Origin of the sequence: Cytobacillus sp. Hm23 (assembly GCF_051842895.1) — a bacterium.
In the GTDB taxonomy this organism is placed as follows: domain Bacteria; phylum Bacillota; class Bacilli; order Bacillales; family SM2101; genus Nanhaiella.
Window position 1 is genome coordinate 44,747 of sequence record NZ_JBPXRQ010000014.1, and the last position, 20,996, is coordinate 65,742.

General features: G+C 34.7%; 23 protein-coding genes. 22 read left to right on the forward strand and 1 reads right to left on the reverse strand.

From position 1 onward, the window contains the following. The first annotated feature begins 29 nt into the window (after nucleotides 1-29). Complete coding sequence (gene rpsA, locus ACSVDA_RS11110; protein WP_485883209.1) at nucleotides 30-1,169, forward strand: 30S ribosomal protein S1; 1,140 nt, start codon at nucleotides 30-32, stop codon at nucleotides 1,167-1,169. A gap of 11 nt (nucleotides 1,170-1,180) precedes the next feature. Next, nucleotides 1,181-2,230 (forward strand): type 2 isopentenyl-diphosphate Delta-isomerase, encoded by a 1,050-nt coding sequence (fni, locus tag ACSVDA_RS11115; RefSeq protein ID WP_485883211.1) that lies wholly within the window; start codon nucleotides 1,181-1,183, stop codon nucleotides 2,228-2,230. Between the two features lie 293 nt (nucleotides 2,231-2,523). Here fni and ACSVDA_RS11120 read toward each other — a convergent pair whose 3' ends face one another. Further along, the gene (locus ACSVDA_RS11120; RefSeq protein ID WP_320208493.1) at nucleotides 2,524-2,664 is read right to left on the reverse strand and encodes a YpzI family protein; all 141 of its coding nucleotides are present in this window, start codon (nucleotides 2,662-2,664) and stop codon (nucleotides 2,524-2,526) included. A 159-nt stretch (nucleotides 2,665-2,823) separates the two neighbouring features. Here ACSVDA_RS11120 and ACSVDA_RS11125 point away from each other — a divergent pair, with 159 nt between their 5' ends. The 20 genes from ACSVDA_RS11125 to hisC all read left to right on the forward strand — a co-directional run bounded on the left by ACSVDA_RS11125 (nucleotide 2,824) and on the right by hisC (nucleotide 20,996). Further along, on the forward strand, nucleotides 2,824-3,423 hold the full coding sequence (locus tag ACSVDA_RS11125; protein ID WP_485883213.1) for a YphA family membrane protein: 600 nt from the start codon (nucleotides 2,824-2,826) through the stop codon (nucleotides 3,421-3,423). A 1-nt stretch (nucleotide 3,424) separates the two neighbouring features. Continuing rightward, nucleotides 3,425-4,321 (forward strand): YIEGIA family protein, encoded by an 897-nt coding sequence (locus ACSVDA_RS11130; protein WP_485883215.1) that lies wholly within the window; start codon nucleotides 3,425-3,427, stop codon nucleotides 4,319-4,321. Then, on the forward strand, nucleotides 4,318-4,503 hold the full coding sequence (locus ACSVDA_RS11135; RefSeq protein ID WP_320208496.1) for a capping complex subunit for YIEGIA: 186 nt from the start codon (nucleotides 4,318-4,320) through the stop codon (nucleotides 4,501-4,503). The genes ACSVDA_RS11130 and ACSVDA_RS11135 overlap by 4 nt, the downstream gene beginning before the upstream one ends. A gap of 296 nt (nucleotides 4,504-4,799) precedes the next feature. Next, the gene (gene der / locus ACSVDA_RS11140; RefSeq protein WP_485883217.1) at nucleotides 4,800-6,110 is read left to right on the forward strand and encodes a ribosome biogenesis GTPase Der; all 1,311 of its coding nucleotides are present in this window, start codon (nucleotides 4,800-4,802) and stop codon (nucleotides 6,108-6,110) included. Between the two features lie 275 nt (nucleotides 6,111-6,385). Continuing rightward, entirely contained in the window at nucleotides 6,386-7,423 is a 1,038-nt protein-coding gene (locus tag ACSVDA_RS11145; protein WP_485883219.1) for an NAD(P)H-dependent glycerol-3-phosphate dehydrogenase, read from the forward strand. 460 nt (nucleotides 7,424-7,883) lie between these two features. Further along, nucleotides 7,884-8,084: a DUF2768 domain-containing protein gene (locus ACSVDA_RS11150; protein ID WP_485883221.1), complete on the forward strand. Its 201-nt coding sequence runs from the start codon at nucleotides 7,884-7,886 to the stop codon at nucleotides 8,082-8,084. Between the two features lie 29 nt (nucleotides 8,085-8,113). After that, nucleotides 8,114-8,836 (forward strand): hypothetical protein, encoded by a 723-nt coding sequence (locus ACSVDA_RS11155; RefSeq protein ID WP_485883223.1) that lies wholly within the window; start codon nucleotides 8,114-8,116, stop codon nucleotides 8,834-8,836. Nucleotides 8,837-9,039: 203 nt separating this feature from the next. Beyond that, nucleotides 9,040-10,518 carry a stage IV sporulation protein A gene (gene spoIVA / locus ACSVDA_RS11160; RefSeq protein WP_320208501.1) on the forward strand — a complete coding sequence of 493 codons (1,479 nt, stop codon included), beginning with the start codon at nucleotides 9,040-9,042 and terminating at the stop codon, nucleotides 10,516-10,518. 339 nt (nucleotides 10,519-10,857) lie between these two features. Next, nucleotides 10,858-11,130, forward strand: a complete 273-nt coding sequence (locus ACSVDA_RS11165) for an HU family DNA-binding protein (protein ID WP_214480049.1) — start codon at nucleotides 10,858-10,860, stop codon at nucleotides 11,128-11,130. Nucleotides 11,131-11,386: 256 nt separating this feature from the next. Further along, complete coding sequence (folE, locus tag ACSVDA_RS11170; protein ID WP_485883226.1) at nucleotides 11,387-11,953, forward strand: GTP cyclohydrolase I FolE; 567 nt, start codon at nucleotides 11,387-11,389, stop codon at nucleotides 11,951-11,953. 89 nt (nucleotides 11,954-12,042) lie between these two features. Then, the gene (gene mtrB / locus ACSVDA_RS11175) at nucleotides 12,043-12,288 is read left to right on the forward strand and encodes a trp RNA-binding attenuation protein MtrB (protein ID WP_320208503.1); all 246 of its coding nucleotides are present in this window, start codon (nucleotides 12,043-12,045) and stop codon (nucleotides 12,286-12,288) included. A gap of 439 nt (nucleotides 12,289-12,727) precedes the next feature. Next, the gene (locus ACSVDA_RS11180; protein WP_485883228.1) at nucleotides 12,728-13,552 is read left to right on the forward strand and encodes a heptaprenyl diphosphate synthase component 1; all 825 of its coding nucleotides are present in this window, start codon (nucleotides 12,728-12,730) and stop codon (nucleotides 13,550-13,552) included. A gap of 4 nt (nucleotides 13,553-13,556) precedes the next feature. Further along, the gene (locus ACSVDA_RS11185; protein WP_485883230.1) at nucleotides 13,557-14,258 is read left to right on the forward strand and encodes a demethylmenaquinone methyltransferase; all 702 of its coding nucleotides are present in this window, start codon (nucleotides 13,557-13,559) and stop codon (nucleotides 14,256-14,258) included. A 67-nt stretch (nucleotides 14,259-14,325) separates the two neighbouring features. Continuing rightward, the gene (gene hepT, locus ACSVDA_RS11190) at nucleotides 14,326-15,288 is read left to right on the forward strand and encodes a heptaprenyl diphosphate synthase component II (RefSeq protein ID WP_485883232.1); all 963 of its coding nucleotides are present in this window, start codon (nucleotides 14,326-14,328) and stop codon (nucleotides 15,286-15,288) included. Nucleotides 15,289-15,390: 102 nt separating this feature from the next. Then, complete coding sequence (ndk, locus tag ACSVDA_RS11195) at nucleotides 15,391-15,837, forward strand: nucleoside-diphosphate kinase (protein ID WP_320208507.1); 447 nt, start codon at nucleotides 15,391-15,393, stop codon at nucleotides 15,835-15,837. A gap of 168 nt (nucleotides 15,838-16,005) precedes the next feature. Next, nucleotides 16,006-16,779, forward strand: coding sequence for a CheR family methyltransferase (locus ACSVDA_RS11200; protein WP_485883234.1), 774 nt, complete (start codon nucleotides 16,006-16,008; stop codon nucleotides 16,777-16,779). Nucleotides 16,780-17,092: 313 nt separating this feature from the next. Then, entirely contained in the window at nucleotides 17,093-18,265 is a 1,173-nt protein-coding gene (gene aroC, locus ACSVDA_RS11205; RefSeq protein ID WP_485883236.1) for a chorismate synthase, read from the forward strand. A 1-nt stretch (nucleotide 18,266) separates the two neighbouring features. Then, entirely contained in the window at nucleotides 18,267-19,352 is a 1,086-nt protein-coding gene (gene aroB / locus ACSVDA_RS11210) for a 3-dehydroquinate synthase (protein WP_485883238.1), read from the forward strand. A gap of 2 nt (nucleotides 19,353-19,354) precedes the next feature. Beyond that, entirely contained in the window at nucleotides 19,355-19,723 is a 369-nt protein-coding gene (gene aroH, locus ACSVDA_RS11215) for a chorismate mutase (RefSeq protein ID WP_320208511.1), read from the forward strand. 169 nt (nucleotides 19,724-19,892) lie between these two features. Continuing rightward, a complete protein-coding gene (hisC, locus tag ACSVDA_RS11220) occupies nucleotides 19,893-20,996 on the forward strand; it encodes a histidinol-phosphate transaminase (RefSeq protein ID WP_485883240.1) in 1,104 nt (367 codons plus the stop codon).

The window sequence follows — 20,996 nt, forward strand, 5'->3', positions numbered from 1 at the left end:
TTGTTGGGGAATTAAGGAGGTAAATAGAGATGACTGAGGATTTGAATCAAGTGGAAGTAACAACCTTTGAAGTTGGCGATGTAGTAAAAGGACAAATCACAAAGGTAGAAGAAAAGCAAGTATATATTGATGTAGAAGGTAGCAAACTAAGTGGAATAATTCCAATAAGTGAACTATCTAGTTTGCATGTAGAAAAAGCAAGTGATGTAGTTTCAGTTGATGATATGTTAACAGTAAAGGTTAAGAAAGTAGAAGAAGATGCATTAATTTTGTCCAAAAAAGAAATTGATGCTGATCAAGCATGGGATGACCTACAACAAAAATTTGAAACTGGTGAAATTATTGAAGCAGAAGTAAAAGACGTTGTAAAAGGTGGACTAGTTGTAGATATTGGCGTAAGAGGATTTATTCCAGCATCTCTTGTGGAAAAATTTTATGTAGATGATTTCACAGAATACAAGGGTAAGCAATTAACATTTAAAGTAGTCGAGTTAGATCGAGATAAAAACAGAGTTATTTTGTCACATAGAGCTGTTGTTGAAGAGGAAATAGAAACGAAAAAACAACAACTACTAAATACTTTACACGAAGGTCAAGTGTTAGAGGGAACAGTCCAAAGATTAACTACCTTTGGAGTTTTTGTTGATATTGGTGGAGTTGATGGTCTTGTACATATTTCACAACTCTCTCACAACAGAGTAGAACAGCCAGGAGAGGTTGTTGAAGTAGGTCAAGAGGTTAATGTGAAAATATTGGCTGTTGATCGAGATAATGAACGCATATCTCTGTCAATAAAAGAAACTTTGCCTGGCCCGTGGTCAAATATTTCTGATAAGTTAAAAGCTGGTGATATTCTTGAAGGAACGGTTAAGAGACTAGTATCATTCGGTGCATTTGTAGAGGTATTACCAGGAGTAGAGGGGCTTGTTCATATTTCTCAAATTTCAAACTCTCATATAGGAACACCTCATGAAGTGTTGAAGGAAGACCAAAGTGTTAAAGTAAAGGTATTAGATGTTAATGAAGATGAAAAACGAGTTTCATTAAGTATTAAAGAACTAGATGAAAATGTGAAAGAAGAAGTAGAAAGTAATTATCAAGCTTTAGAGGAAAATACAGGCTTTCAATTAGGCGAAGTCATCGGTGATAAACTAAACGAATTTAAATAATGGTGATGGACTTGAGTAGAGCAAAAAGGAAGCAAGAGCATATATTGTTTGCACTTGAAACAGGACAGGAACGAAATAATGGTTTCGATGATGTCCAGTTTGTCCACCAAAGCTTACCAAATATAGCATTAGACAATATTGATGTTAGTACAGAAATAGGCGAACTTAATTTAAGTTCGCCTATTTTTATCAATGGCATGACTGGTGGTGGTGGAGAGGAAACGACAAAGATAAATAAAAGCCTTGCTATAGCAGCTAATGAATGTAATGTTGCCATGGGTGTTGGCTCAGGAATGTCAGCACTTAAAGACCCAGCTGAAAAAGAATCGTTTCAAATCATTAGAAAGGTTAATCCGAATGGGATTGTTTTCGCAAATATCGGTAGTGAAGCTACGGTACAGGATGCACAGAGAGTAGTTGAAATGATTGACGCTAATGGCTTACAAATACACTTAAATGTTATTCAAGAGTTAATTATGCCAGAAGGTGATCGTGACTTTACAAGTGCGTTACATAGAATTGAAAAAATCGTTCATGGATTAGAGGTCCCTGTGTTAGTTAAAGAAGTTGGCTTCGGTATAAGTAAAGAGACAGCTCGACAGTTGTTTGATATTGGTGTGAAAATCATTGATGTAGGTGGATACGGAGGAACTAACTTTTCTAAGATTGAAAATAAGAGGCGCAAAGACACGTTAAGTTACTTTGATAAATGGGGGATTCCAACAGCTACTTCCATTTGCGAGGTGCGAGCTACCCGTGATGAACTTTCAATCGTAGCTTCAGGTGGTATACAAAATGCTTTAGATGTCGCCAAGGCAATTGCGCTCGGAGCAAATGTAACTGCTTTTGCTGGCTACTTTCTAACAATATTAACTAACCATGGTTTACAAGACTTAATCGATGAGATTACGAAGCTTAAAAATCATTTAAAGATAATTATGACAGCACTAGGTACAAGAACGATTACAGAACTTCAACACAGCCCTTTAGTCATTAACGGGGACACGTATCATTGGCTATGTCAAAGAGGAATTAATACAAGTCAATATAGTAAAAGATAAGAACCTGACACTATCAATAGTGTCAGGTTCATTTTTTATGGTTTTTTTCGTGAACTTAGTTGGAATTTGAATCGTAACAAATGGTTTTATACGTTTGTCATCGTTTTTAGAAAAGATACCTCAAATTCTAGCTAAGTACGTATTTATTTCTTAATAGAAAACAACAATCAATGCAAAAACAGCTTTTTTATAAGGATATTTATGCTGTTCAAATTATAACGGCTAAAAGAGTTATATACATTGGTTACTTACTTTCTGTTGCTATCTTTGAACAACAATAGAAACCTCAGATGTTACTGTTCTTGACCATTGCGTAATCTAGCTTGACTAGGACTTTCAAGTTCTGTTGCACCACGGTAGTGTAGAGCTTGATCTCTGTCAGATTCAGTTTGCTTCTTTTTTTGCAGTTTTTTTTCCTGTCGATCTTTTCCCATTTAGTAACCTCCATGTTGTGTGGTTTTAACTAACACAAGTTATTAACAAGATAATTCTAATATTCGTTTTAATAAAGCTATCTATTCATGTTGTTTTTCATTTAATTGGATTAAATTTATTGTTTTGTAGCAATAATGGTTATGAAGGGAGAATTGGTCGTGGAGGGACAATTTTTTTATTGGTTCTTTTGGTCTTTGTGGGTTATAGCAACTTTTTGTCTAAATAAGAGTACAGAGAGATTAATGATAGCGATAGTTGCATTATTAACAATCATACTTTCGGCAAGTACGTTAAAAAATGACATCATGTCTGTGTCATATAGTTATTTATTGTTGCTAGTAGTATGTTATGCAGTCATATCTAAAAAACGCTGGAACCAACAAATATATACGTTTATTTCAATGATTACCATTACATTTGCTTATGTTAGCTTTCATTTGTTTGAGTTGTTTGACCCTGTTTGGGTTTTATTTGATCGAAAATGGATGCTAGCTATCCCGCTAGTATATATCACTTTTATGCTTGCAAAATATTCAAAAGATAGAGTGATTATATTTGTAATCGGGTTATGTCACGGTGAGTTATTATATTTTATCATTTTACAGAGATTTAACTTCTATTATGAGATTGGTTCACTTAATTTTTTTGATATAGTCTCCATAGGGTTATTTTTAATTATGGGTTGGGCTGCGTTTGAATATATTACAAAGTATTTTGACCTGTTAATTCATAAAAACATAAAGGAGAAACAAGGCTAAGATGAATGAATATACGTATCCGATTTTATTTGGTGTCATATTTGGTACTATTGCACGTTTATATATGCTTCGTACAGATTATAGGCAATATCCAACATACCTTCATGGTAAGATTATACATATAGCTCTTGGGTTTATCGCAGCAGGATTAGGAACAATTGCAGTCCCTGCTATTATGGAAGAAGATTTTTCTGCAATTACTTTTTTAGCATTAGCTGCATCACAATTTCGGGAAGTAAGGAATATGGAAAGAAATACATTAAATGAACTAGATCAATATGAACTAGTTCCAAGAGGAAGTACTTATATTGAAGGAATAGCAATAGCTTTTGAAGGTCGCAATTATTTAGTTATTTTTACTTCGCTCATCGCAACATTATGTTATTTAGCGTTTGGGATGTTGGTTGGAACAATAGTTGGATTTATCGCAATTGGGTTATCAAGAAAGTTAATGACTGGTGGGAAATTAAAGGAAATCGTAAGTGTGGAATTTGTTGAGCCACGATTTGATGGAAGTGGATTGTATGTAGATGATATCTACATTATGAATATTGGGTTACCAAAGAGACAAGAAGAGGTACTACAATACGGAATGGGTTTTATTTTATCTCCCAAAAATTTCGATGCCCGTTCAACGATCGCGAATTTAGGGCAACGACAAGCGATTCTACATGATATATCTACGGCATTAGGTGTGTATAGAGATTCTGGTACACCTGCGCTCATTCCTTTAGCAAAACGAGATTTAGATGATGGTAGGGTTGGCATATTTATTTTACCACAGGAAAAAGACGTAGTAAAAGCAATGGAGATCATCGGTGAAGTACCTACATTAGAAAGTGCAATTCGTATGCCTACAGAATCTAAAGCTAATGAAAAGGGGCGTGAGCTTAAATGAATCTCGAAAAGTATATTCTTGCAGTAATTACTACAAAAAGTAATAAGGTAGCAGGAGGAGCCCCTACGTTTACTTGTGATAGTACAGCAGAAATGGAAAAGATTGCGGCAAATTTGGAAGCTATTTTAGACGGAATTGCACATGGTTTGAGCGATGATTTATATATCATTGTAAAACATTAAAATAAGATGCTGTTTTCGCCCATACCTTTGCATGTGTTCTAATTTTGCAGATGGTTTTTATTATCGAGAGAAATTTCAACCTTAAAGAATATACTTATTTACTTGTTCAACTTCACTAAGGGGTTTGTCCTGTTGTTGGTTTTCTGATAATATATAAAAGTTAAACCCTTCATTATTGAAGGGTTTATTTATTAGCATTACTTCTTTATTATATATATGATTGATATAAAAGCACTTTGACACAAATACGACATTCATTTTCTTAATATAGATAACAGAGAGAGGTTGACAAAACTATGACTAAACCAGTTGTTGCAATTGTAGGTAGACCAAATGTAGGGAAATCAACAATTTTTAATCGATTAGCAGGCGAGCGGATTTCTATTGTCGAAGATATACCTGGAGTAACACGAGATAGAATATACAGCTCAGCTGAATGGTTGAATTTTGATTTTAATATTATTGATACAGGTGGGATTGATATAGGTGATGAGCCTTTTATAGAGCAAATCCGTCACCAAGCAGAAATTGCGATTGAAGAGGCAGATGTTATCATTTTTATGACAAATGGTAGAGATGGCATCACAGCATCAGATGAAGAAGTAGCAAAAATATTATATCGATCTAAAAAACCAGTAGTGTTAGCCGTTAATAAAGTAGATAATCCTGAAATGAGAGATCAAATTTATGATTTTTATGGGCTAGGTTTCGGTGAACCATATCCTATTTCAGGTACTCATGGCTTAGGGTTAGGTGATATGTTAGATGCTGTCGCAGCTCACTTCCCAAAGGATTTAGTTGAGGAATATGATGATGAAATTATTAGATTTTCACTTATAGGTAGACCGAATGTTGGAAAATCCTCATTAGTTAACGCTATTTTAGGAGAAGATCGTGTAATTGTAAGTGATATAGCAGGAACGACAAGAGATGCAATTGATACTGAATATCAGTTCAATGGGCAAGACTATGTTATTATTGATACAGCAGGGATGAGGAAAAAGGGGAAAGTATATGAAAGCACAGAAAAATATAGTGTGCTTCGAGCGTTAAAAGCGATAGACAGATCTGATGTTGTATTAGTCGTAATCAATGCTGAAGAAGGAATCATAGAACAGGATAAAAAAATCGCTGGCTACGCTCACGATGCAGGAAGAGCCATTGTGATAGTAGTGAATAAGTGGGATACAATTCATAAGGATGAAAAAACGATGCGTGACTTTGAACAGAAGATTCGAGATCACTTTTTATTCTTGGATTATGCACCAATTGTATTTTTATCTGCAAAAACGAAGAAACGTATGCATACGCTTCTTCCAATGATCGGTTTGGCAAGCGAAAATCACTCGCTACGAGTTCAAACGAATATTTTAAATGATGTAATTATGGATGCTGTAGCGATGAATCCAACACCAACTAGTAATGGCAGCCGTTTGAAGATTTACTACGCTACACAAGTAGCAGTTAAGCCTCCTGCTTTTGCTATATTCGTAAATGACCCTGAGTTAATGCATTTTTCGTATGAACGTTTTTTAGGAAATCGTATTCGTGATGCTTTTGGTTTTGAAGGGACACCTATAAAAATATTTGCACGTTCCCGCAAATAGGGTATGTGAGGTAAGTGTTTATAGCATCTGATCGTAAGGAGAGGGTGATACTGGATATTAGGACCTATTAAATTATCCTCGGATTACCTAACTTTTTTGCAATTGTATTAAATTAGAAAAGCAAAATATTGATTTAATTAGTTAACGTCATTTTTGAACAAGAAAAGATGCCACGAACACTTGGTTTATACGTATATATTTCTTAGTATGAATAGCAATAATTAGTGCGTAAAACATCCATAAAGTTATGAGATAATCAAGAAGGGTGTGGAAAAATGAATAGTATTGCAGTAATAGGTTCAGGAAGTTGGGGAACAGCTCTAGCTATGGTACTAGCTGATAATGGTCATGATGTGCGTATATGGGGGAGAAATAAGAAGCAAATTGATGAAATTAATACTGCTCATATGAATACACAGTATTTACCAGAGATTAAATTATCACCTAAAATTATTGGTTATAGCTCTTTACCAGAAGCCTTACAAAATGTGAAGACTGTCGTTTTAGCGGTTCCAACGAAAGCGATAAGAGATACGCTGAAAAAGGTTAAACAAATTATTTCAGAGCCGATTACAATTGTCTCAGTAAGTAAAGGTATAGAACCAGATACTTTATTAAGAATTTCAGAAATAATAGAGCAAGAACTCCCTGAAAGTCTTTTGACAGACGTTGTAGTTCTTTCTGGACCAAGCCATGCAGAGGAAGTAAGTTTACGTCACCCAACTACTGTAACAGTAACTTCCAAAAATATGGATATAGCTGAAAATATTCAAGATTTATTTATTAATCAACACTTTAGAGTTTACACGAATCCAGATTTATTAGGTGTTGAAATTGGTGGGGCACTAAAGAATATCATTGCGCTTGCTGCTGGGATTACTGATGGTTTAGGCTACGGGGATAATGCGAAAGCTGCGTTAATTACTCGAGGATTAGCTGAAATCACCCGCTTAGGTAGTGCAATGGGCGCAAACCCATTAACATTTGCTGGTTTAACTGGAATTGGAGATTTAATCGTAACTTGTACAAGTATCCATTCAAGAAATTGGAAAGCAGGTCATATGCTTGGAAAGGGAGAAAGCCTTACTGAGGTATTAGACAATTTAGGTATGGTTGTTGAAGGTGTCCGTACGACAAAAGCAGCTTATCAACTTGCGAACAAAATGGATGTGACAATGCCGATTACAAACGCTCTGTACGATGTTCTGTTTGAAGATAAAACTGCAAAAGAAGCTCTTGATTCACTCATGCAACGAACAAGAACAGGCGAGATGGAAGAGCTATTAAATATCATAAGTATTAATAATAATTAGCTAAAGGGTACATATTTCTTGCTAAATGTAATAAAAAATGGGCTGTTGATGATACAACATAGTTCATTTTCGCATAAAATGGAACGTACGACCATATGAGCTTGAGCTAAGCGAAATGGGTTACATTGTCATATGCTGGAGTAGAGCTGCCCCTCTTTACTTCAGCATTTTCTGATGATGAAATAGGATAAGCTGTGATTGTAATCTGACTAAATCTTGCATTTAAGATATCTAGAGGCGTTCATCATGGTCATCCAACGACTCTAAGTTTTTAAATTGTATAACTTTTGCAACATTCCTCCACAGCCCCTTAACCCATTCTTCAAAGCAAAGGTGCAGTTAAGTTAATGGGTTTCAGCATGAGTGCTGAATATCCAAAGAACTTACTAATTTCTCATTGTTGATAACATTTTCATGTGATAAGATATAATATGGTTTTAAAAAGGAGAGGTAGTTAAGAATGTCACCAGGGATGATTAAAATGTGGATATCGCTTGCAGCTATGGGCTTTATGTTTCTTGCTATTATAGCGATATATTTTAGTAGATTTAAGTTAAAAGGTGTGTTGAAAGGTATAGTTGCATTTTTTGCGTATTGTTTCATGGTGTTAGCAGGTATTATTATCTTTTTTGTTGTTTTTAGTGGTCCTGTAAGTGAATAGATATACATAAAATTAAGGAATGATTTACAATGAAATTATTCATTAACAGTGGGGTTACATTATTACTTCTTATGTTATTATCGGGATGTTTATACCCTGAAGCTAAATTGGAAAAAAATCAAATCCCAATCGAAAATCAAGTATCAGCTGTTCAGGAAGCAGTGGTTAATTACCAAAAGGACCAGCAAGGACTATTACCGATAAAAACGAGAGAGGCATCTACTCCTTTATATCAAAAGTATCCAATAGACTTTAACAAGCTAGTCCCACGTTATTTATCAGAAACGCCAGGAACAGCATATGAAAGTGGTGGAGTGTTTTCATATGTTCTTGTAGATGTTGAAACGAACCCTATGGTAAAGCTTCTTGATTTAAGGATAGCGGAGCAAATTAGAGAATTAAATACACGTTTAATGTTCTATAGACAATCAAATGGTTACCCTCCATATAAAGAAGTAGTTGATGATGGTGTCTTTACTCTAGATTATGCGAAATTAGGGTATGAAGAGCCACCATTTGTAGTCAGTCCATTTTCAGGACTTAATCTTCCATTAATCATTGCGTCTGATACAGAAATTTATGTTGATTATACAATAGATTTATTTAAAGTATTACAAGAGGAAGACTACTCTTTTAACCAAGATGAAGATATTAGGCATATATTAGTGGATCAGTCAATATTTGTGCCAGCGTATTCGATGCCTTATACAATTGATCCGAAAAATGGAGAACCAATTTTTTTATATAAATAAGTCATGAACCCTTTACTTAGGAATACAATCTAAGTGAAGGGTTTTTTAGTAATCCTTTGTTTAGGTCATTGTATGCCATTTGAAAAAAAATGTTCTTAATAGTCATAAATAAATAGGACAACATCATAAACATATAATGTCCCCTATTATCAAATAACTGGATTAAATATATTCCAAGAACTCTAAGACCGGGAGGGAATCATTTGGAAAAGGTAGATATTTTTAAAGATATCGCAGAACGCACTGGTGGAGATATTTATTTAGGTGTGGTAGGTGCTGTTAGGACGGGAAAATCTACTTTTATTAAAAAGTTTATGGAGCTCGTTGTGTTACCTAATATCGGTAATGAAGCTGATAAAGCGCGTGCACAGGACGAATTACCACAAAGTGCAGCCGGGAAAACAATTATGACTACTGAACCGAAGTTTGTACCAAATCAGGCGGTATCAGTACATGTTGAAGAAGGTCTTGATGTAAATGTTAGATTAGTAGATTGTGTTGGTTATACTGTACCAGGAGCCAAAGGGTATGAGGATGAGAATGGACCAAGAATGATTAATACGCCATGGTATGAAGAACCTATTCCATTCCATGAAGCGGCTGAAATAGGGACTAGGAAAGTTATTCAAGAGCACTCTACAATCGGCGTCGTCATAACAACCGATGGTTCCATTGGTGAAATTCCAAGAATGGACTATGTCGAAGCTGAAGAAAGGGTTATTGAAGAGTTAAAAGAGGTAGGAAAACCTTTTATTATGGTAATTAATACGGTTAGGCCGCATCATCCAGAAACTGAAGAGCTTAGAAGAAAACTAACAGAGAAGTACGATATTCCTGTATTAGCAATGAGCGTGGAAAGTATGAGAGATACGGATGTATATAATGTGTTGAGAGAAGCTCTTTACGAATTTCCTGTACTTGAAGTGAATGTAAATTTACCGAGCTGGGTAATGGTTTTAAGAGATGAGCATTGGTTAAGAGAAAGCTATCAGGAATCAGTAAAAGATACTGTAAAGGATATAAAGAGACTGAGAGATGTTGATCGCGTTGTAGGTCAATTTAGTGAATATGATTTTATTGATAAGGCAAGTTTAGCTGGGATAGAAATGGGGCAAGGTGTTGCGGAAATTGATTTATTTGCTCCAGATGATCTATATGATCAAATTTTGAAAGAAGTTGTTGGAGTTGAGATTCGAGGGAAAGATCACTTACTACAATTGATGCAAGATTTTGCTTATGCAAAATCAGAATATGACCAAGTGGCTGATGCACTTAAAATGGTAAAACAAACTGGTTATGGGATTGCTGCACCAGCTCTATCAGATATGAGTTTGGATGAGCCAGAAATCATTAGACAAGGATCGAGATTTGGAGTAAGATTGAAAGCTGTTGCTCCTTCGATCCATATGATTAAAGTAGATGTTGAATCTGAATTTGCTCCAATCATAGGCACTGAAAAACAAAGTGAAGAGCTTGTTCGCTATTTAATGCAGGATTTTGAAGAAGATCCATTATCAATTTGGAATTCTGATATATTCGGTAGGTCGTTAAGTTCATTAGTAAGAGAAGGGATTCAAGCGAAGCTTTCTCTAATGCCTGAAAATGCACGATATAAATTACAAGAAACTTTGGAAAGAATCATAAATGAAGGATCAGGTGGATTAATAGCCATTATTCTATAATTCAAAGACTCCATAAGGGGTCTTTTTTATTGTTAATATTTCATAAAATAAAACACCCTAATTATTGGGAATCACTGAAATAGGTGGTCTTTAAGCTAAAATATGCTTGCTATGACTGTTCCAGTGTGATAATCTTTTAACAGTAAAGGCGCATTTTAATAGTGATTGTCTATCTAAAGGTTATTAGTCAAACATATTGAATTCTGTCAATTCTTCATATAACTTATGCATGGTAATAAAATGATGATATTAGTATGTATAGAATTAGTTTAAAATGTGAAAAAATGTTGACAAGATAGCTTTTTATATAACATACATCTTTGGGAGGAGGTGAATGTCATGAATAAAGCAGAATTAATTAATACTGTAGCTGAATCAAGTGAACTTTCAAAGAAGGATGCAACAAAAGCTGTAGATGCTGTTTTTGATACAATCTTAGAGACACTTAAAACTGGTGACAAAGTACAACTAATTGGTTTTGGTAACTTTGAAGTACGTGAGCGTGCTGCTCGTAAAGGACGTAATCCTCAAACTGGTGAGGAAATCGAAATCCCAGCAAGTAAAGTACCTGCATTCAAACCAGGGAAAGCACTTAAAGACGCTGTAAAATAATATTTACATAGTTGGTAGAATCAATATAGCACACACAAAGAGGAACGACTGTTATGTAGTTCCTCTTTTCGTATGTCGTAAGATAAGAATCTGCTTTACGGTGCAAGTAGATTTGATAATGAATGTTAGCATCTTAAACAGTCGTTAGAGTAAACACTTATTTTTAGCGTTGGTTGCGCAATCCTTTACTTTAATGTTGTCGTTATGCTAGAATCTGATTACGACGATAGTATACAATCGTAGGAGGATTTATTGAATGGCAAATATTAATTATGAACAACTTGAACATGCAATGAAATTAATTATAGAAGCTGTTGGAGAAGACCCAAATAGAGAAGGATTACTCGATACGCCAAAGCGTGTAGCGAAAATGTATGCAGAGGTTTTTGCTGGCTTAAATGAAGATCCAAAAGAGCATTTTCAAACAATTTTTAGTGAGGATCATGAAGAGCTTGTACTTGTCAAAGATATACCGTTCTATTCAATGTGTGAGCATCATTTTGTCCCTTTTTTCGGAAAGGCTCATGTAGCGTACCTACCGAGGGGAGGGAAAGTAACTGGGTTAAGTAAATTAGCTCGAGCGGTTGAAGCTGTAGCAAAAAGACCACAACTTCAAGAGAGAATTACTTCAACAATAGCAAATTCAATAATGGAAACTTTAGAACCATACGGTGCAATGGTTGTAGTTGAAGCGGAACATATGTGTATGACCATGCGTGGGGTGAAAAAGCCAGGCTCTCAAACAATAACAACTGCTGCAAGAGGCAAATACGAAAACGATCATATTGCTAGAAATGAAGTATTATCACTTATTAAAGCTTAATAAGAAATGATGAATTTCTAAAAATCACCAATAGTTAAACGAATGGTTGTGTGTTTATATGACATATAGAAAGTTCAGGAGGTTGTATCGTGAATAAAAATAACAATGGTGATTACATTGTGATTAAAGCCATTGAAGATGGTGTGAATGTGATTGGGCTTACCCGTGGTACTGACACGCGTTTCCATCATTCAGAGAAGCTGGATAATGGAGAAGTGATGATTGCTCAATTTACCGAACATACATCCGCAATTAAAATTAGAGGAAATGCTATTGTTCAAACACAACATGGAGAAATGAAATCAGAGCCGACACGCAAAAACAAACAAGAATAGTAAATGTATGTTGAAAATTATAATATAACATTATACTTCTTGCTAGTTTTTTTGATAAGGCTCATTTTTGTTACTTATGTAAACGAATTAGCTCAACTAGATTAGCTTACATATGATTGTCATCGCTATAAAGAGAAAGGTGCTTCGAACTAATGATAAATGTTTTTTCTCATAGTTAGAAGAACGCAATCAATATGAAATAGACTATGATAAACAACTAAATTAATCTGTAACTAAGTACATATTACAATTCATGTCGCTTCGCTGCTTCCTAGAAAGAACTATATCTTTTTTGGGAAAAGGCGAAGCGATTGTCAATATAGTAATGTAAAAACCTGTTTCGAAGAAAATAGTTATTTTTTTAAAAGTTATGTTATAATGGTCACTGGAATTTAGTAATTATCACGGTGTAAATATATGGGAAACAAGGGTGATTTAATTGGAAGACATCTGGGGGAAAATTGCATTATTTAAAGAAGACATTACAGATAGGATACACTATCCTTTTCTATTTAAGCACATTCATGCTCCTTTAATTGACGAGGATAAAATGTTGCTTCTATATTCAGTACTTCAAGAATTAGAATTATCTAATGAAACAGTTTCTGAATATATGATAGCAATCATGCTTGTGCAAATTTCCCTTGATACCCATGATACGGTTACAAATGTAGAAGAAAATAATAGTGGCCAACTTACTGAACGACAGCTAACAATATTGGCTGGTGATTATTATAGTGGATTATATTACAAGATTTTATCACAAGCTGGAGATATTTCATTGATCTCAACGGTAGCAAGCGCTATTAAAATGATTAACGAGCATAAAATTAAGCTATATGAAAATAAGCTAGATTCTTTAGAAGAGCTAATGAATAGCTTAAAGGTTGTTGAGTCATCATTATTTCAAAACGTATCCGAATTTTTTGGTAAACCATTTTGGAAAGAAATTTCTGCTCACTTTCTTTTATTTAAAAGGCTTCTGATAGAAAGAAAAAAATTCCTTAACAACGAACACTCTCTTTTCTTTGACTCATGTAAAAGAGTTATATTTCAGTTAAACAACAAAGATATCCATGATAAAAGAGATGGTATAAAGTCACAGTTAATACATATGTGTGAAACACAAATCATACAAACTAAGAATTTAATAGACAGAGGGTTAGAAGGAAATCCTATCATTAAACATATTATGGCTAATCGAATTGAACAGCTAATGTATGAAAACTTTTTTACGGTAAAAAAGATAGTGGAAGAAGGGTAGGATTATGCAACAATCTAAAGAAGAACGTGTACATCATGTTTTTGAGAAAATCCATGATAATTATGATAAAATGAATTCGATTATTAGCTTTAAGAAGCATATTAAATGGCGAGCAGCAACGATGAAAAAAATGAATGTTCAAGAAGGTGCAAAAGCGCTAGATGTATGTTGTGGTACAGGAGATTGGACGATTGCACTTGCAGAAGCAGTAGGGAAAACTGGTCAAGTAACTGGCTTAGATTTTAGTAAAAATATGTTAAAAATTGGGCAGGACAAAGTTGGTTCTTTAGGCTTAACTAATGTTGACCTTATCCATGGAAATGCGATGGAATTACCTTTTGATGATAATTCGTTTGACTATGTTACAATTGGTTTTGGGCTAAGGAATGTACCTGATTATATGCAAGTTCTTCATGAAATGTATCGCGTTGTTAAGCCAGGAGGAAATGTTGTCTGTTTAGAGACGTCTCAACCGACGCTACCTGGGTTTCGTCAAGGGTATTATTTATATTTCCGATTTGTTATGCCGATATTTGGTAAATTATTTGCAGAAAGCTTCAAAGAATATTCTTGGTTGCAGGAATCTGCACGTGAATTTCCAGGAATGAAAGAATTAGCGAAAATGTTTGAAAAAACAGGATTTATAAAAGTTGAATATAAAGCATTTACTGGTGGCGTTGCTGCGATGCACTTAGGGTACAAGTGAAAAAGTAACCAAAAGATATATCATATGACATACATTTTAGATTTTTTCTATGAATAAGGTGAAGAGCATGAAATTAAAAATGATGTATTCATTTTTAAATACTGATATAAATATTGTTGAAAAAGAATTAGAAAAGTCGATTAAGTCTGAACATCCTCTGTTGAGTCAGGCATCATTGCACTTATTACAGGCTGGGGGTAAGCGGATTCGCCCAGTTTTTGTCTTACTTGGGGGTAAATTTGGCGATTATCAAATAGATCAAATTAAATACGTTGCAATGTCATTAGAGTTAATTCATATGGCATCGCTCGTTCATGATGATGTAATTGACGATTCTACATTACGAAGAGGAAAACAAACGATCAAAGCAAAATGGGATAACCGTATTGCTATGTATACGGGAGATTATATTTTTGCTAGGTCATTAGAGCTGATGTCTAATGTTGAAAATACATATGCTCAACAGATTTTATCGAAAGCGATAGTTGAGGTATGTGTTGGGGAAATTGAACAAATTAAGGACAAATACAATTTTCATCAGGACCTTCGCACATATTTGAGACGTATTAAAAGAAAAACAGCGTTGTTAATTGCCGTTAGCTGCCAGTTAGGAGCAGTTGCTGCAAATGCGGATGATGACATATGTGAATCATTATTTTGGTTTGGTTATTATGTTGGAATGTCATATCAAATTACAGATGATGTATTAGACTTCACTGAAACAGAAGCTCAGCTTGGTAAGCCCTCAGGTAGTGATTTACAACAAGGAAATGTGACACTGCCAGCATTGTTTGCGATGGAAAACAAAGATATTTACAACGAAATAATAAACATAAATCCAAAAACGACAAAAGAAGAAATGAATCATATTATATCGCTTATAAAGCAATCAGGAGCAATTGAACGATCGATTGAAATAAGTGATAAGTACTTACAAAAAGCTCTTGTTGTTCTTGAGAGTTTACCGTTTGGTAAAGCAAAAACAGCCCTTTACAATATAGCCAAGTACATAGGAAAACGAAAAATCTAGGCCCAGAACTGTTGCTAAACTATAGAAACAGTGGTAATATTTTGATTGGTTGAACTATATTTGACAACCTATTTGACAATATTGTAGGGGTGGAAGAAAGTCATGGAAAGAACATTTTTAATGGTAAAACCAGACGGAGTACAACGTAATGTAATTGGGGAAATTATTTCACGATTTGAAAGAAAGGGCTTTCAACTTGTAGGTGCAAAATTAATGGCAATACCAACCGAGCTCGCAGAACAGCATTACGCTGAACATAAGGAGCGTCCTTTTTTTGGAGAATTAGTAGATTTTATCACTTCAGGTCCTGTGTTTGCAATGGTGTGGCAAGGGGATAATGTCATTGCAACTGCTAGGCAAATGATGGGATCAACTAACCCTAAAGATGCTGCTTCAGGAACAATTCGTGGAGATTTCGGTTTGACAGTAGGCAAGAATATCATTCATGGTTCTGATGCACCTGAGAGTGCTGAACGTGAAGTTAATTTGTTTTTTGCAGAAGATGAGTTAGTAGATTATAGTAAGTTAATAAATGAATGGATATACTAATTAATTGCCAGCTCACATAGGGCTGGTTTTTATATCATTTATCGTTAATCGATTTGCAATATTCACTTTTTAATGACTAGCCGCTGATTCCCCTCGAAATTTCTTTACTATGATTACATCGAAAATAATAGTACTATCCATTGAGTTCATGTTAGAGGAGTAATAAGTATGTCACGAGATTACATACAATTTATAGAAAATATTAAAAGGAAAACTGGAATTGATTTATCTTTATACAAAGAAGCACAAATGAAAAGAAGGTTAACATCTCTGTATGAAAAAAGAGGGTTTACAAATTTTCAGGATTTCTTTCGCGCCTTTGCAAGCGATGAAGAATTATATGACGAATTTTTAGATAGAATCACAATTAATGTTTCAGAATTTTATCGAAATGCTAACAGGTGGAGTATATTTGAAGAAAAAGTGTTGCCTAAAATACTAAATGGTCGCTCACGATTAAAAATATGGAGTGCTGCTTGTTCTACAGGAGAAGAGCCTTATACAATAGCTATGATTCTATCAAAATATTTACCTCTTTCTAGATTTTCCATATTAGCAACGGATTTAGATGAAAATGTTATTCGAAGAGCAAAGATTGGTATATATCCTGAGCGATCTTTGATGGAGGTACCAGAAGAAATAAAAAGGAAATACTTTAGTAAAGATAGAGCATATTATAAGTTATCAGATGAAATAAAAAGTGCAGTAAATTTTAAAAAGCATAATTTACTATCTGATCAGTTTGAAAGCAATTTTGATTTAATTGTTTGCCGAAATGTGCTTATATATTTTACTGAGGAAGCAAAAGATCACTTGTATCAAAAATTTTCTAATGCACTTCAAACTGGTGGTATTTTCTTTGTAGGCAGTACTGAACAAATTTTTACTCCGCATAAATACGGATTTGACTCTGAAGATACCTTTTTTTACCGTAAGGTTTGAGTCTGAAAACAGATAAGCATTATAATAAAGAATAACTAGCAAAGGGTTCGTCAATTTGATGAATTCTTTTTTAAAAGATAGCTGTTTTGCATTAATTGCTGTCCGAACAAAAGCTATAAACCGTTACAACTAGATCATGGCATCTTTTCGCAGGTGGGGTTCGAAAATGACCTCATCTTCCTTATTATATGTTGTAAAAATGGCATCAAAGGTTTCGAAAAGAGCTTAAGAGATAAAAAAGCTACCTTTTAACTACTGTATATGATATATTGTTACACATAAAAGCTTTAAAGGATTGAAGGGAGATAGAAAGATGAGGTATTTAACAGCAGGAGAATCGCATGGCCCACAATTAACGACGATATTAGAAGGCGTTCCGTCTGGTTTAGAGCTGTTAGTAGATGATATTAATATTGAACTAGCAAGAAGACAGAAAGGACATGGTCGTGGAAGAAGAATGCAAATTGAAAAAGACCAAGTTCAAATGGTCTCAGGTGTACGACACGGTAAAACACTAGGATCTCCAATAGCCTTAATTGTTGAAAATCGTGATTGGAAACATTGGACGCATATTATGGGAGCTGAACCTCTTGTAGATATAAAAGAAGAAGATGTAAAGCGAAAAATTACAAAACCGCGGCCAGGTCATGCAGATTTAGTAGGTGCGATGAAATATGGCCATAGAGATATGAGAAATGTGTTAGAACGATCTTCAGCAAGGGAAACGACTGTTCGTGTAGCTGCTGGTGCTGTAGCTAAAAAATTGCTTGAAGCTTTAGGTATTAAGGTAGCAGGTCACGTCTTAGAAATAGGCGGTGTAAAAGCTTCTAATGTGAAGTATGATTCACTTGAAGAATTACAACAGATAACAGAAGATTCACCTGTTCGTTGTGTAGATAAGCAAGCAGAGAAGCAAATGATGGATGCAATTGATACTGCTAAAGAAAATGGTGACTCCATTGGTGGTATTGTCGAAGTGATTGTTGAAGGAATGCCTGAGGGAGTAGGTAGTTATGTTCATTATGATCGAAAATTAGATGCAAAAATAGCTGCTGCCATTGTAAGCATCAATGCATTCAAAGGTGTGGAGTTTGGAATTGGGTTTGAAGCTGCCAGAATGCCAGGAAGCAAAGTTCATGATGAAATAAATTGGAATGAACAGGAAGGTTATACACGTAAAACGAACAATTTAGGAGGATTTGAAGGTGGAATGACAACAGGTATGCCAATTGTCGTTCGTGGTGTGATGAAGCCTATACCTACATTATATAAGCCTCTTCAAAGCGTGGATATAGAAACAAAAGAAACATTTGCAGCAAGCATTGAAAGATCTGATAGCTGCGCTGTTCCAGCTGCTAGTGTAGTAGCAGAGGCTGTTGTTGCGTGGGAACTTGCAAATGCAATCATTGAACAATTTGGTCAAGATCGTATAGACCTTATTAGAGAAAATGTAGAGAATATGCGGAAGTATGCTAAGGAGTTTTAATATGGAAACTCTTAAAGTAACAACTGAGTCAAAGTCATATCCTGTACATGTTGGACAAGGAATTATAACCCGTTTATTATCATGTATTGATGAAACAAATGTTAATCCAAATAAATTATTTATCATTACTGATGATACAGTAGCTAAGTTATATTTACGACAAATTTTAAACATTATAGGGAAAGAATATGAAGTAGGTCATAAAGTTATTCGAAGTGGAGAGGCTGCAAAATCATTTGATAACTATTTCGATTGTCATACAGAGTTATTAACATTTGGACTTGATAGGTCATCACTCTTAATAGCTCTTGGTGGTGGGGTTGTTGGTGATCTAGCAGGTTTCGTAGCTGCTACATTTATGAGGGGTATCCCTTTTATACAAATTCCAACAACTTTATTAGCTCATGATAGTGCTGTAGGAGGGAAAGTCGCAATTAATCACCCTTTAGGAAAAAATATGATTGGTTCTTTTTACCAACCAGAAGCTGTATTATATGATATAGATTTTTTATCTTCACTACCGGAGATAGAAAAAAGATCTGGCTATGCTGAAGTCATAAAGCATGCACTTATACATGATGCAACATTTTTTGAATGGTTAGTATTAAATGTAGATACAATTGGGGAATTGAAAGGTGAAAAGCTTATTCATGCTATTAAATCCGGTATAAAAGTAAAATCAGAAATTGTATCCTCTGATGAGAAGGAAAGTGGTGTACGTGCCTTTTTGAATTTTGGCCATACGCTAGGACATGCCATTGAAGCTGAACTAGGCTATGGGAATATTACGCATGGTGATGCAGTCGCAATTGGAATGTTATTTGCTTTATATGTAAGTGAGGAACGGTATAATATTGACTTGCAAATTCCTAAGATAACAAGTTTGATGACGTCTATCGGATTTCCAACTGAATTACCGAGTAACCTTTCATTAGATGGCCTAATCAAACGAATGAAAAATGATAAGAAATCGGTCACTGGGATGGTTCGATTTGTTTTATTAAAAGCGATAGGCACGCCAGCAATAGAGCCAATTGAGGATGAGACTTTACGTGTATTATTAAGGAGATTTATGAAAGGAGAGTAGATATGATTCGTGGGGTAAGAGGAGCAACGACTGTCGAAGAGAATAATGCAAATGACATCATTCAAGCGACAGAAAAGTTATTATTGGAAATGATTCATTCTAATAAAATTGAACCAACAGATGTAGCATCTGTTATGATATCAGTAACAGATGACTTAACAGCAAGCTTCCCAGCAAAAGCATTACGGAATATTGGCGGTTGGATGTATGTACCTGTTATGTGTATGCAGGAAATTAATGTGCCGAATGCTTTATCGCATTGTATTCGCGTAATGATGACAATTAATACTAGTTTGGAGCAAGAGGAAGTAAATCATATTTATTTAGAGAAAGCTACTGCATTAAGACCTGATTTAATTGACAGACAATGATTGTACTTTTTCTTCTGTTTGTTTTTGATCTGCCGAATTTCTGACAATTTGAGGTGGGGGCATAGACCAAACTGCTAGAGGTGGTTTATTGTTTGCACATATTTGTCATTTTTAAGCAGGTCAATTGTGCTTTTAATATTAAATTTTACAATAAGAGGTGTGTAAAAAGATGGATATTAAGAAACAATTTCTTACTTTAAAGCCATATCAACCAGGTAAACCGACAGAAGAGGTACAAAAAGAGTATGGGCTAGACAAAATTGTAAAGCTTGCATCGAATGAAAACCCATTTGGTAGTTCAAATAAAGTAAAGAGTGCCATTAATGATAGCTTAACTTCGCTCGCCATATATCCAGACGGATACGCTGCAAACTTACGGGAAAAGTTAGCCAATCATTTAAGTGTTGCGGAGTCTCAACTCATATTTGGTAATGGCTCTGATGAAGTGATTCAAGTGATAAGTAGAGCATTTCTCGGACCTGGTACAAATACAGTAATGGCAACACCTACATTTCCACAATACCGCCACAATGCTATTATAGAAGGTGCTGAAATAAAGGAAGTCCCATTAATTGAAGGTCACCATAATTTAGATGAGATGCTTAATGCTATTGATGACAATACGCAAATTGTTTGGCTTTGTAGCCCGAATAATCCTACAGGAACATACATCAATTCAGAAAAGCTATTGACATTTTTAAATAACGTTCCAAATGATGTTTTAGTAGTCGTTGATGAAGCTTATTACGAATATGTAACCGCAACGGATTATCCAGAGACGGTTTCATTACTTGATTCATTCAATAATTTAATGATTTTAAGAACCTTTTCAAAAGCACATGGTTTAGCAGCGCTAAGAATTGGATATGGTATATCTCATCAAGAACTATTACAAAAAATAGAGCCTGGTAGAGAACCATTTAATACGAATAGATTGTCGCAAGCAGCTGCGCTAGCATCCTTAGATGACCAAGATTTTATTGATCAGTGTGTTCAAAAAAATAAGGAAGGACTTCAACAGTTCTATACATTTTGTGAACAGTATCAATTAAGCTACTATCCATCTGAAGGAAACTTTATTTTAATTGATTTTGAGACTGAAGGTAATGAAATATTTCAATATTTACTTGAAAGGGGATTTATCGTTCGTTCTGGAAATGCCCTAGGATTTCCTACGAGTGTTCGTATAACGGTAGGATCAAAAGAACAAAATGAAGAAATTATAAATATATTAAGTGAAATGTTAAGTAATAAGACTGCTAACATGAAATAG